This is a genomic window from Pseudacidovorax intermedius (genome assembly GCF_003350475.1).
Lineage (GTDB): Bacteria > Pseudomonadota > Gammaproteobacteria > Burkholderiales > Burkholderiaceae_C > Xenophilus > Xenophilus intermedius.
Map to the genome: position 1 here is coordinate 93,968 of NZ_QQAV01000015.1, position 12,285 is coordinate 106,252.

Below are 12,285 nucleotides of genomic sequence, written 5' to 3' on the forward strand. Positions count from 1 at the left end.
CTGGATGACACGACGTTACACAACTTGCGCTCGCTCGCGTGACAGCAAAGTTCTCGCATTGAAGCGGTGGCAGAGTAGGGGCCATGACGACTGCGTGCTGCTTCCTGCGATCCACCCCCGGCTTCGGCCTGGCGGTGGTCATGGCTGCGGCAGGCGCCACGCTGGCGCCTGCCGCGTGGGCCGCCGAAGGCCCGCGCTGGCAGGCGCAGGCCGCGCACCAGCGGGCGATGTCGCAGGAGGATGCCGCCACCGAGGCCGCTATGCGGCAGCTCTCGCCCGCGCAGCGCGCCGAACTGCGCGAGCAGCTTCGCAGTGAATGGAATGCTCGGCACCCGGCCGACGGCGGTGGCGCTGATCCGGCTGCGGCACGCGCCGATGGTTCTCCGCCGCGACGCGGCTGGAACCTTCCCTTTCCCTGGCGCGACCCGCGGCACTGAATAGTGCCGCGCGTCCGTCTTCAACCCATCCAAAGAGGAACTGCTTGACCATCCTTCGCCCTTTGTTCCGCGTTGTTGCCCCCGTGGCTTTCTCCGCCCTTTCGCTGCCCGTGCTGGCCCAGGAGGGGCCGATGTGGTCACCTCCGCAGAACGTGCTCCAGCTGTCGGCATCGGGCTCGATCGATGCCCAGCAGGACATGTTGACGATGACGCTGTCGACCACGCGGGACGGAACCTCGGCCGCCGCAGTCCAGGGGCAGTTGAAGGCGGCCGTGGATGCGGCGCTTGCTGTAGCGCGCACGCAGGCGCAGCCTGGTGACCTGGACGTGCGCACGGGCAACTTCAGCCTGTCGCCGCGCTACAGCCGTGAGGGCAAGATCAACGGCTGGCAGGGAAGCGCCGAGGTGGTGCTGGAGGGCCGCGACTTTCCCCGAATCACGCAGGTGGCCGGCCGCATCGACAGCCTGACCGTGGCGAACGTGGGATTCAGCCTCAGCCGGGAGCAGACACGGAAGGTCGAGGCCGAAGCGCAGGCTCGCGCCATCGAAAGCTTCCGCCAGAAGGCCGCCGCGCTGGCACAGAACTTCGGCTTCTCCGGCTACACGCTGCGGCAGGTGTCCGTCAACGGCCCTCAGGACTTCACGCCGCGGCCGCGCATGATGGCAGCCGAGGCCATGGCCTTCAAGGCGGACGCTGCGCCGGTGCCCGTGGAAGCGGGCAAGACCACGGTGACCGTCAATGTGTCGGGATCGGTGCAGCTGAAGTAGCGTCGAGGAGGGGCGGCGCGCGCGAGACGGGCCGCCGCCGACACGTCTACTGGGCGGTCCAGCCGCCGTCCATGGCCCATGCGACGCCCCGTACCTGATCCGCCGCAGGCGAGCACAGGAAGACCGCCAGGCCTCCCAGTTGCTCGACGGTCGTGAACTGAAGCGAGGGTTGCTTCTCGCCCAACAGGTCCTTGTTCGCCTGCTCGACGGTGATGCCTTCGCGCGCGGCACGATCATCGATCTGCTTCTGCACCAGGGGCGTCAGCACCCAGCCGGGGCAGATGGCATTGCAGGTCACGCCGGTGGTCGCAGTCTCCAGCGCCACGGCCTTGGTCAGCCCCACGATGCCGTGCTTCGCCGCCACATAGGCTGACTTCTGCGCCGATGCAACCAAGCCGTGCGCCGAAGCGATGTTGACGATGCGTCCCCAGTTGGCCTCGCGCATGGCCGGGATGGCCAGACGGGTGGTGTGGAAGGCGCTGCTGAGGTTGATGGCGATGATCGCGTCCCACTTCTCCGGCGGGAAGTCCTCGACCTTGGCCACATGCTGGATGCCGGCATTGTTGACCAGCACATCCACACGGCCGAACTTGCTGGCCGCGAAGGTCATCATGTCCTCGATCTGGCTGGCCTTGCTCATGTCGGCGCCGTGGTACTCGGCCTTCACGCCGAGGGCGCGGATCTCGGCCAGAGCGCCATCCGCGTCTCCGAAGCCGTTGAGCACGAGGTTGGCGCCCTGCTGTGCCAGTGCCTTGGCGATCCCGAGTCCGATGCCGCTGGTCGAGCCTGTGACGAGCGCTGTTTTGCCTTGAAGCATGATGGGCTGTTCTCCGCGATCAATTAGGATGGACGCGAGCATATCCCCCAGCGCCACGGAGACGTTTGCATGACAGAGCCCATCCTTGATTTCGTGGACTGCGCGGATGCGGGCGGGGGTCATCGCATGGCCTATTGGCAGTGGGGCGACCCGCAGGCCGGCCATGTGGTGCTGTGCGTGCATGGGCTCACGCGCCAGGGGCGGGACTTCGACGCGCTGGCGAACGTGCTGCTGGCCCAGGCGCCGCAGCCCGTGCGCATCGTCTGCCCGGACGTCGTGGGCCGCGGCCGAAGCGACTGGCTGGCGGAGCCCGCGCACTACCAGTTTCCGCAGTACGTCGCCGACATGATGGCGCTGCTCGCGCACCTGCATGCGCGTGCGCCCATCATGCAGTTCGACCATGTCGGCACCAGCATGGGCGGCCTCATCGGCATCTTCCTGGCCGCCCAGCCAACCTTGGTGCCCGTGCCTGTGCGGCGCCTCGTGCTCAACGATGTCGGTCCGGCGGTTGAATTCGATGCGATCGCCCGCATCTCGGGCTACGTGGGGCAGGGCGGCGTCTATGCCACAGTCGAGGAAGCGGCGCAGGTGCTGCTCGGGATCTCGGCGGGTTTCGGCCCGCACACGCCTGAACAGTGGCGTGCGCTGACGGTGCCCATGCTGGTCCCGGCCAGCGAACGCAGCGCCGACGGCCGGCAACGGCAGGCGCCGGCGCAGGGCAGCACCGATGTCGGCCCTTACCGGCTGCATTACGACCCGGCCTTGTCCGTGGGCCTGCGGGCGCTGACGCGCGAGCAGGCGGCGCAGGGCGAAGCGGTGGTGTGGGCGGCCTACGATGCCGTGACGGCGCCGACCTTGCTGCTGCGCGGCGCGGATTCCGATCTGCTGTCGCGCAGCACGGCGCAGGCGATGACGCAGCGGGGCCCCAGGGCTTCACTCGTCGAGTTCGCCAACGTCGGGCATGCGCCCACGCTGGTCGATCCGGCGCAATCGTCCGTCGTGGCGTCCTTCCTGTTCGGGCCTTGAGTGCCCATCCAGAATTTTCGATTGAGAGTTGTCAGTGTCCGAGCCAGCCGTTGTTGAACATGCCCTGTCCGCCGCCACTGCCCAGGCGGCGCCGGGGATGGAGGACATGTTGGCCCGCGCCCGGGCCTTCGCGGCGCCGCTGATCGAGGGCGAGACGCTCGACACCGGCGAGAACACGCTGGCCCATGCCGACGCGGTGGCCGCCATCGTGGCCTCGATGGGCGGCTCGGAGGCGATGCAGGCGGCGAGCTACCTCGTCTACGCCTGCCCGCACCTCAACCGGCCGCACGAGGTCATTTCGAAGGTCTTCGGCGACAACTACGCCTCTCTCGCGCTGGAGACGACCAAGCTGGTCCAGGTCCAGAAGCAGACGCGCGGCGTGGTGCAGATGGCCGACGGCAGCGGCGCGCAGACCGAGACGGTGCGCAAGATGCTGCTCGCCTTCTCGCGGGACCTGCGGGTCGTGATGCTGCGCCTGGCCTCGCGGCTGCAGACGCTGAGGCATGCGGCGGCCGTCAAGCAGCCGGTGCCCGAGAGCATGGCGCGCGAGTCGCTCCAGGTGTTCGCGCCGCTGGCCAACCGGCTCGGCATCTGGCAGGTCAAGTGGGAGATCGAGGACCTCTCCTTCCGCTTCCTGGAGCCGGACACCTACAAGCTGATTGCCCAGCTGCTCGATGAGAAGCGGGCGGAGCGCGAGGTCTATGTCGAGCAGCTGCGCGCGCGGCTCGAACGGGATCTGGCGGGCCAAGGCATCGAGGCGAAGGTGCAGGGCCGGCCCAAGAACATTTACAGCATCGTCAAGAAGATGCGCGGCAAGTCGCTCGACTTCGGCCAGGTATTCGACATCCTGGCCTTGCGCGTGATCGTCGGTGATGTGAAGGACTGCTATGCGGTGCTCGCCTGGGTGCATTCGCACTTCCAGCCGATCGTGGAGGAGTTCGACGACTACATCGCCCGCCCCAAGCCCAACGGCTACCAGTCGCTGCACACGGTGGTGCGCGACGTGGCGGGCGGCCGGCCCGACAAGCCCATCGAGATCCAGATCCGGACTGCACAGATGCACGAGCATGCCGAACACGGCGTGGCGGCGCACTGGGCCTACAAGGAGGCCGGGCCCAAGGGCTATGCGGGCGTGTGGGCCGGCGGCGAGTACGACGCGAAGATCGCGGTGCTGCGGCAGCTGCTGGCCTGGGAGCGCGACCTGTCGGGTGGCGACCAGGGTAGCGGCCTTTTCGACGACCGTATCTACGTGCTGACGCCCGATGCGGCCATCGTGGAGCTGCCCCAGGGCTCCACGCCGGTGGATTTTGCGTACACGGTGCACACGCAGCTGGGCCACCGATGCCGGGGCGCGCGCGTCGACGGTGCCATGGTGCCGCTCAACACGCCGCTGCAGAACGGCCAGACCGTCGAGGTGATCGCCACGAAGGACGGGGGACCGTCGCGTGACTGGCTCAACACCGAACTGGGCTATCTCGCCAGCCATCGGGCGCGTGCCAAGGTGCGCGCCTGGTTCAATGCCCAGGCCACGCACGAGACGGTAGCCCGGGGGCGCGAGGCGGTCGAGAAGCTGCTTCAGCGCGAGGGTAAGACGGCATTGCGCCTGGAGGACCTGGCCACCCAACTGGGCTTTCGCAGCGCCGACCACCTGTTCGAAGTGGTGGGCAAGGACGAGTTCTCCTTGCGCAACATCGAGAACCTGTTGCGACCGCAAGAGGCTCAGCCCGCGGCCGACGAAGCGCCGCTCATCCGCAAGCCCCGGGCCACCGATGGTTCCGGCAAGGGCGGCGTGCTGGTGGTGGGCGTCTCCTCGCTCATGACCCAGCTGGCCAAGTGCTGCCGACCTGCGCCGCCAGATGCGATCAGGGGTTTCGTGACACGCGGCCACGGCGTGAGCGTGCACCGCGCGGACTGCAGCAACTTCAGGATGATGGCGGCCAAGGATGCCGGCCGCGTGATCGACGTGGAATGGGGAACGCCACGGACCGGCAGCGACATGGTCTATGCCGTGGACGTGGCGGTGGAGGCGGCCGACCGCCAGGGATTGCTTCGCGACATCTCGGACGTCTTCGCGCGCGAGAAGATGAACGTGATCGGCGTCCAGACCCAGTCGGTACGGGGGACGGCCTGGATGACTTTCACCATCGAGATCGCCGACGCAGCGCGGCTGACCCATGTGCTGGGCATCGTGGCGTCGGTCTCCGGCGTGCGCTCGGCCCGGCGTCGCTGAGGTTTCGCCCAAGGGGCAGCGCGCGGAGCCGCCGGCTCTCCGTGCCGCTCCGTTCCCAGGCAAAGTCGTTCGACGAACGGCATCCTTTGCCGTGCGTGGCCAACGAACAGGCAAAAAAATAGCCCCTTTCGGGGCTATTTTTGGTGTGTGCCTGGTTGACACACGGCGTTTGGTAGGCGCGATTGGACTCGAACCAACGACCCCCACCATGTCAAGGTGGTGCTCTAACCAGCTGAGCTACGCGCCTGTGTTTGTTCGAGAGGGTAGAGTATAGCACGGTATTTTGGGGACTGGGAAGCCCCTGCCGAATTTTGCGGAAACAGTCCGACACGCTGGGCCGCGAGCCGTCGGATCATTCCTCTGCCTCGATGCCAGTTCGCCCTGTCTTGAGGGCGCACGCTGGCTGACTTTCCTGGCCGAACGTCAGATGCAATTGGTTGCGGCGTGTGATAACTTGGCCTGCACATAACAACCACTTCCGCGCCCCGGGGATCCTGATGAACTCGCCCTCCGTCCTTCCTGATGAACTTGCTTCGCGGCGCAGAATTGCCATGCTGCTGCATCAGGCCCCGCTGGAGTTTGCTCGGGCCGTCTATGGCATCAATGACCGGGCCAGCGGACGCGTCGGCACGATGGCGGCGCAGGACGTAGCGCGTGCCGAAGGCATGGGCGTGCTGGTGACCCGGGAACGCGTCCAGCAGCGTGCCCGCTCCTACCTGCCGATGGAAGGACGGGAGCATTGCCCGCGATGCTGGGTTTTTGCCAGCACGCGCACGCCGCTGTCGTTCCAGCGCATGGAGGAGGGCCACGAACTCGCACGCTGCAGCAGTTGCGGTGCCGAGTACCCTAATCCCTGAGGCTTGGCGGCTGGGCAGGGTAAACCTTGGAATGCGCTTCCAGTCGCCTCCCTAGAATGGGTTGCTCGTGGAATGCGAGGTGTGTGGTTTGAAGGAATCTCCAGTGCAGGGCAAGAAGGCGGCGGCCAAGTCGGCTGAACGGGTGATCAAGAAGTACCCGAACCGCAGGCTCTACGACACCGACTCTTCGGCCTACATCACACTTGCGGACGTCAAGCAACTGGTGATGGATCAGGCGACCTTCGTGGTCCGCGATGCCAAGACGGGCGAAGACATCACCCGCAGCATCCTGCTGCAGATCATCCTGGAAGAAGAGGCCGGTGGCGCGCCAATGTTCACCGAGCAAGTGCTGGCCAGCATCATCCGCTTCTACGGCCACGCCATGCAGGGCTTCATGGCGCCCTACCTCGAGAAGAACATCCAGGCCATGGTCGAGGTGCAGACCCAGATGGCCGACAAGGCCCAGAGCTTCACGCCCGAGATGTGGTCCCGCTTCATGACGATGCAGTCGCCCGTGCTGCAGGGGCTGATGGGAAGCTACGTCGAACAGTCCAAATCCGCCTTCCAGCAGATGCAGGAGCAGATGCAGAAAAACGCAGACCAGGTGCTGGGCGCCTTCGGCCTCAAGCGTCCCTGAAGGCTCGGGCTGCGCGGGCAGGGTGCGCATATCGCCTACCAACTACCCTGGCCCGCTTCAAGCCTGCCGAGAGGCCGGCGGCGCCCACGAGTGCCCGCTGCTTCAGGGCGACTTCCCGTTGTTCGTCCGCAAGCGCGGTGACCCGCTCGGGTAGCTGGTCGACCATGCACAGCGCTGTCGTTCTTGTCCGACGTTGCCCTCAAAGCCGCTGAGGTACTGTCTCGTACCTCTACCCACGTCTGGAATGCCATCGTGAGACCTGCATCCTCCTCTGGTTCCCTCTCGCGCCGATTCTTGATCGTGGGCGGCGTCGTGCTCGCTGGATCCGCCGTGTCCGGATGCGCGGTCTCCACCCCTACCATCGAACGCGAGGCAACGGTCGACCTGCGCCGGTTCATGGGCGATTGGTATGTCATCGGCAACATCCCCACCCCGCCCGAGCGCGATGCCTACAACGCCGTCGAGTCATACCACCTGGATGACGAGGGCCGCATTCGCACGCGTTTTCGGTACCGCGAGGGTGCCTTCGACGGCCCTTTGCGGACGATGAATCCGGTGGGTACCGTGGTGGAAGGCACGGGCAATGCCGTCTGGGGGATGCAGTTCATCTGGCCGATCAAAGCCGAGTACGTGATCGTCGACGTGGACCCCGATTATTCGCTGACCATCATCGGCCGTAGCGCCCGGGACTACGCCTGGATCATGGCGAGGCAGCCCGCCACCCCGGAACAACGCTACGACGCGGCCGTCGCCCGTCTGCGAGCGCTGGGTTACGACACCGCGAAGCTGCGGCGCGTGCCGCAGCGTTGGCCCGAGCGCTGAATGTCCGGTCACCGTGGTGGGCCCGCGCCGGGCTCCACGACAATCGCACCTTCTGCGAAAGTGTCCTGATGAACGAGATCCAGTGGTTCGTGCGTGCCTGCCAGATCGAGGGCCTCGAAGCGGCTCTGCGCGAGCTCAACGCCCGTGTTCCCCACCGCTTTACCGGCGTCTACCGCTTCGAGGGCGACCTCATGCGCAGCCTTGCGCTGGTGGACAAGGCGGGCGAAGCGCGGCCCGAGCATCTGGCCGCGGTGCCCTTCAAGGACAGCTTCTGCCAGTACGTGCTGCGCGAGGGCGGCTTCCAAAGTGGGGACACTGGCGCTGACCGGCGCTTGGACGGCCATGTCTACCAAGGGGTGGTGCTGAGCTATCACGGCGTCCCGGTGCTTGACGACGCCGGCCAGCTCTTCGGTTCGCTGTGCCATTTCGATCAGGACAGCAAAGAGTTGAGCGACGGCGAGTTCGCCATGATGCAGCGCGTCGCGCGGGTGATCCCTGCCTTCCTGCGGTCCCGCTCGGCGGGCATCGCACTGCCCGCGGCCTGAATTCAGCGCTGGAAGGGCGGCGCTCCCCGCAGACGGCGCCAGGCCAGGGAAGGCAGGCGCAGGGCGAACTCGATCATCAGCCGCGTGTGCATCCAGGTCAGCAGCACGTTGTCGCGGCCATACCGGAAGTGGGACACGCCGCCCTCATCGGCGCTCAGGTACTTGACCGGCGCGTCGATGTTGACGGGCTTCACGCCGCGCCAGGCCAGCCGGACCACCGCCTCGGTGTCGAAGTCGAAGCGCCGCATCCAGGGCTGCCGATCCATGATGGCGAGCAGGTCCTCGATGGGGTAGACCCGGAACCCATACAGCGAGTCGCCGATCCCGGCGAACAGGGTTTCCAGCTGAGTCCATCCGTTGGAGACACGGCGCCCGCGCACACGCAGCAGCGGGGCACTGGCGTCGAACACCGGCCGGCCGAGAACCATCGTCTCCGGCCGCTGGATCGATGCTGCCATGAACGCGGGGATGAGCGCGGAAGGATGCTGCCCGTCCGAATCCATCGTGAGCGCGTGCGTGAATCCTTCGGCGGCGGCGGTGCGCAGACCCTGCATCACGGCGGCGCCCTTGCCCTGGTTCTGGGGCAGCACCCACACGCGCAGGCCGGCGTCCGCCTGCGCCATCTGCTGGAGTTCCTCGGCCGTGCCGTCGGTGCTGCCGTCCACCACCACCCACACGGGGTTCCACTGGGCCCGGGCTTCGCGCACCGTCTCGAAGACTTTCGGCCCGGTGTTGTAGCTGGGGATCAGGACAAGGTGGGTGCGCGAGGACTCTGGCATTCGGCAGCGGCCGCCTCGGGCGCGGGCCCGGGCGTCAGATGTTGTTGGAAGTATTGTTCGAGGCGTGCCGTAAGGCCGTTGCTGTCCGCCATCGGTGCAAAGCGTTCGCCCAGCCGCAGGTGGAACACGATGGGCAGCGGGGGAACCCGCCAGATCGGCCAGCCCTTGCCGAGGTAGGGCGAGTCGGTGTCGATGAACACGGTCTGGATCGGCGCCTGCGCGAGCCGTGCGATCAGGGTGACGCCAGGGCGGAAGGCGTTGAGCCGCCCGCCGGTCGTGCGGGTGCCTTCCGGGAAGACGACGAGTTGCCCGCCCTCGCGCAGGTCGTCGACCGCCAGCCGCACCATGGTGCGGGCCGAGTCATTGCGGATGTAGCGTGCCAGCCGGGCGCCGGCGCCCAGGAACACGTTCCTCATCAGCGACGCCTTCATGATGCAAGCGCTGTGCGGCAGGTGCGCCACCAGTAGCAGGGCGTCGAGCATCGTCGGATGGTTGGCGATGATCACGAGCCCTTGCTCATCGCGCAGGGCGGACAGGCAACGGGCATCGATACGCATCATTCCGCAGGCGCAGGCGACGGTCCAGAACAGGCGATAGCCATGCGCGATGGCTGCGCGACCGACGTCGCGACCTCTCCCCGCCGGCAGCAGGGGATAGAGCACCATGGCCACCAGGTTCCACGCCAGCGACATGAGACCCAGCCCCAACAGCAGCAGGTAGAGCGGCGGCGCAAGAAGAACCGCCTTGGCGAGACGCAGGATCGGCCTCATGGCTGCGCGCAATCCAGGCGAAGTTGGGGGCGGTGGCGGTCAGCGCGTGGGGTCATCCAGATCCGGGAGCGACGCGGTGCGGCGCGTGTCGGCGGCCTCGGGGGGCGGCGCGACAGCGGCTGCAGGGCGGTCGGCAATACTCATGTGGGTTTCGATTTCTAGCAGCAGATCGCGACGGCAGATGTCAGCGTGCAGGAACAGTGCACGACGGAGGAAAGGACTCTGCTCGCCCAATGCCGCGGCCAATTGTTCGCGCAGCACCGGCGCGTCCTCGGGATGGCGGACGTAGACCACAGCGTCGCTCCCGCCTAGGGTGAATCCGCCGCCACCGTGGTGGTTCGCCTCAGCCATCACGGCGTCGAGGTTACGCAGTGTCTCCTCGAGTTGGGCCTGCAGGTCGTCCACATGGACGGTCGCATGGCCGACGATGCTGGCCGTGCCCGAGACGAACACCTGCTTCGTTCCGTCAGTCTGGCGTACCACGGCCGCGCGCGAGAAGGTGGGCGCGCGCGGGCCGTAGTCGGCCGGGTAGCGCCAGGCTGGGGTCTGGCGTGGATTCTCGATGGGGTGTGGCGGCACTCTGGCGGCGAGGAAGCGTAGGATCAGGCCACCCCGGTGCAGGCCCAGAGCGCATGCTGCGGGGGCGCCTTCGAACGCGGCCTGGCCGGCATCGAGGAACGCCTGCTGCCGCCCGGCGTTGAACTGGCGGTACCGTTCCAGCCCGCCGCCATCCTCGTTGATGCGCGGCAGGTAGTTCCAGAGCCTGTGCAAATGGGCAAAGCCCGTCCGGGCGAGGCAGGCGAAGAGGTCGCCATAGGCCCGCCGGGCAAGCGCCTCCAGCCCGGAGCCGTCTTCCGGCAGGTCGATGGCGCCGAACAGGTGCCGGCCGTCGTGGCGCCAGCGCGCGCTGCCGGTCTGATCGGCCTCGACCCGCCCGCTGGCAAGCCACACATCGGCGCACACCTGCTGCTGCAGGAGCACCGCTGCCGGCACTGCGGCCAGGCCGTCAGGCAGCGCCGCGCCGTCCTCCATCCAGCCATAGACCAGTCCACCCAGGATGCGCCCGGATTCGACCCGGGCGGCATCGCTCAGGGGCCAGCGTTGAAAGGACGAAGCGGGCATGACGGCGGCAGCGTCCGCGGCGCGGGCGCCGGTGGTGATGGGCGAGGCTGCGCTCATTGCCGCTCGAGCACGTTCTCGCCGGCCAGTGGGCCCAGGTCGCGGATGTTGCGCCGGCGCCGCTGCCAGGCATGCCAGGTGCGCCGTGGATTGGCCGCGGACACCGCGTAGTAGATGGTCTTGAGGATGCGCAGCGAGCGCCAGATGGGCGTGCCGTTGTGGATGTCGCCCGCCAGCAGCGACATCAGCGCCTCCTTCACGCGGAAGGGGTTCTGCGGGTACATGAAGAACTCGCGCATCGTCGGGTTGGTGACGCGGAAGATGAACCAGGAGAACTCTTTCGGGCCCTTGCGCATGTACCGCTCGAAGGCGCGCCGCGCGGCGGGGGCGCGGCTGGGCTGGTCCAGCGTGGTGGCCACCAGTTCGGCACCCTCGAAGGCACTGTGCATGGCCAGGTACACCCCCGAGGAGAACACCGGATCGATGAACGCGAAGGCATCGCCCAGCATCAGGTAGCGCTCGCCGGTGCAATGCGTGCCACTGTAGGAATAGTTGCCGGTGGCATACACCGCGTCATCGACCAATTCCGCGTCCTTGAGCCGCTCGGAGAGTTCGGGGCTCAGGGCGATGGTGTCGGCGAAGAACTCCTTGAGTGGCTTGTCGCGCGACTTCAGGTAATAGGGCCAGCACACGGCGCCCACGCTCACCGTGCCGTCGGCCAGCGGGATGTACCAGAACCAGCCGTGCTTGAACCAGAAGATGGTGATGTAGCCCTCGTACATGCCCTCCGCCCGCCACGCGTTGCGGAAGTGGCCGAACAGGGCCGAACTGTTGTGGCGCGGGTTCTTGAGCTTGGACTTCAGGCGGTTGGCCATGAAGGTGTCGCGGCCGGAGGCGTCGATCACGAAACGCGCGCGCCACTGGCGTGAACTGCCGTCGTCGAGGGTAGCTTGGACGGTCGCGCCCTCCGCGTCGAAAACGACGTCGCGCACCCGGCAGCCTTCGAGTGCGGTCGCGCCTTCCTTGGCGGCATGGCGGAACAGGATCTCGTCGAGGTCGGAGCGGCGGACCTGCCAGGCGTGGGTGAGTTTCTTGTCCCAGCCTTCGCCAAAGCCGAGGCGGACACTGCGTCCGTGCTCCTGCGAAACGAACTCCGCGCCCCACTTGGCCATGCCGATGCGCTCGACCCGCTCCCGCACGCCCAGTCGGTCGAACAGTTCCACATTGGCAGGCAGCAGGGATTCGCCGATGTGGAAGCGCGGGTGATGCGCCTTCTCGGCCATCACCACCCGCCGGCCCTGGCGCGCCAGCAACGCGGCGGCCGTGGCCCCGGCCGGGCCGCCGCCGATCACGAAGACATCGCAGCTGTCCGAGTCTGCGGTCGACATGCCGGCGCTGGAGGAATCGATGGTCATGGAGCGGTGCGTGTGTCGTGAAAAAGGCGGAGTATGCCGTCCCGCCGAGGGGCGGCCTCGTTGC

13 protein-coding genes and 1 tRNA gene are annotated in these 12,285 nt (G+C 67.2%); 8 read left to right on the forward strand and 6 right to left on the reverse strand.

The features are described from left to right. The first annotated feature begins 83 nt into the window (after positions 1-83). Both DFR41_RS25070 and DFR41_RS25075 read left to right on the forward strand, forming a co-directional pair. The gene (locus tag DFR41_RS25070) at positions 84-437 is read left to right on the forward strand and encodes a hypothetical protein (protein ID WP_114804740.1); all 354 of its coding nucleotides are present in this window, start codon (positions 84-86) and stop codon (positions 435-437) included. A 131-nt stretch (positions 438-568) separates the two neighbouring features. Beyond that, a complete protein-coding gene (locus DFR41_RS25075; RefSeq protein ID WP_114804741.1) occupies positions 569-1,204 on the forward strand; it encodes an SIMPL domain-containing protein in 636 nt (211 codons plus the stop codon). Between the two features lie 46 nt (positions 1,205-1,250). On the opposite strand, the gene DFR41_RS25080 is transcribed toward DFR41_RS25075, so the two are convergent. Beyond that, on the reverse strand, positions 1,251-2,024 hold the full coding sequence (locus tag DFR41_RS25080) for a 3-hydroxybutyrate dehydrogenase (RefSeq protein ID WP_211322662.1): 774 nt from the start codon (positions 2,022-2,024) through the stop codon (positions 1,251-1,253). Between the two features lie 66 nt (positions 2,025-2,090). Here DFR41_RS25080 and DFR41_RS25085 point away from each other — a divergent pair, with 66 nt between their 5' ends. Beyond that, positions 2,091-3,047: an alpha/beta fold hydrolase gene (locus DFR41_RS25085; protein ID WP_114804743.1), complete on the forward strand. Its 957-nt coding sequence runs from the start codon at positions 2,091-2,093 to the stop codon at positions 3,045-3,047. 97 nt (positions 3,048-3,144) lie between these two features. Further along, on the forward strand, positions 3,145-5,277 hold the full coding sequence (locus tag DFR41_RS25090; protein WP_017759958.1) for a RelA/SpoT family protein: 2,133 nt from the start codon (positions 3,145-3,147) through the stop codon (positions 5,275-5,277). A gap of 170 nt (positions 5,278-5,447) precedes the next feature. Here DFR41_RS25090 and DFR41_RS25095 read toward each other — a convergent pair. Then, positions 5,448-5,524, reverse strand: a tRNA-Val gene (locus DFR41_RS25095). Positions 5,525-5,774: 250 nt separating this feature from the next. On the opposite strand from DFR41_RS25095, the gene DFR41_RS25100 reads away from it, so the two are divergent. From DFR41_RS25100 to DFR41_RS25115, 4 genes are all read left to right on the forward strand, one after another. Then, positions 5,775-6,134 carry a hypothetical protein gene (locus DFR41_RS25100; protein ID WP_052383743.1) on the forward strand — a complete coding sequence of 120 codons (360 nt, stop codon included), beginning with the start codon at positions 5,775-5,777 and terminating at the stop codon, positions 6,132-6,134. A gap of 103 nt (positions 6,135-6,237) precedes the next feature. Further along, positions 6,238-6,771: a polyhydroxyalkanoate synthesis repressor PhaR gene (gene phaR, locus DFR41_RS25105; protein WP_017759960.1), complete on the forward strand. Its 534-nt coding sequence runs from the start codon at positions 6,238-6,240 to the stop codon at positions 6,769-6,771. A gap of 300 nt (positions 6,772-7,071) precedes the next feature. After that, entirely contained in the window at positions 7,072-7,593 is a 522-nt protein-coding gene (locus DFR41_RS25110) for a lipocalin family protein (RefSeq protein ID WP_244917871.1), read from the forward strand. Between the two features lie 68 nt (positions 7,594-7,661). Then, on the forward strand, positions 7,662-8,138 hold the full coding sequence (locus DFR41_RS25115) for a GAF domain-containing protein (protein ID WP_017759962.1): 477 nt from the start codon (positions 7,662-7,664) through the stop codon (positions 8,136-8,138). A gap of 2 nt (positions 8,139-8,140) precedes the next feature. On the opposite strand, the gene DFR41_RS25120 is transcribed toward DFR41_RS25115, so the two are convergent. From DFR41_RS25120 to DFR41_RS25135, 4 genes are read right to left on the reverse strand one after another with little or no spacing between them, the layout of a single operon-like run. Continuing rightward, positions 8,141-8,917, reverse strand: a complete 777-nt coding sequence (locus DFR41_RS25120) for a glycosyltransferase family 2 protein (protein WP_114804744.1) — start codon at positions 8,915-8,917, stop codon at positions 8,141-8,143. Further along, positions 8,884-9,699, reverse strand: coding sequence for a lysophospholipid acyltransferase family protein (locus DFR41_RS25125; protein WP_244917872.1), 816 nt, complete (start codon positions 9,697-9,699; stop codon positions 8,884-8,886). The genes DFR41_RS25120 and DFR41_RS25125 overlap by 34 nt, the downstream gene beginning before the upstream one ends. A 27-nt stretch (positions 9,700-9,726) precedes the next feature. After that, on the reverse strand, positions 9,727-10,866 hold the full coding sequence (locus tag DFR41_RS25130; protein WP_017759965.1) for a chorismate transformation FkbO/Hyg5 family protein: 1,140 nt from the start codon (positions 10,864-10,866) through the stop codon (positions 9,727-9,729). Next, a complete protein-coding gene (locus DFR41_RS25135; RefSeq protein ID WP_114804745.1) occupies positions 10,863-12,221 on the reverse strand; it encodes an NAD(P)/FAD-dependent oxidoreductase in 1,359 nt (452 codons plus the stop codon). Before DFR41_RS25135 ends, DFR41_RS25130 begins: the two co-directional genes overlap by 4 nt. Positions 12,222-12,285 lie beyond the last annotated feature (64 nt).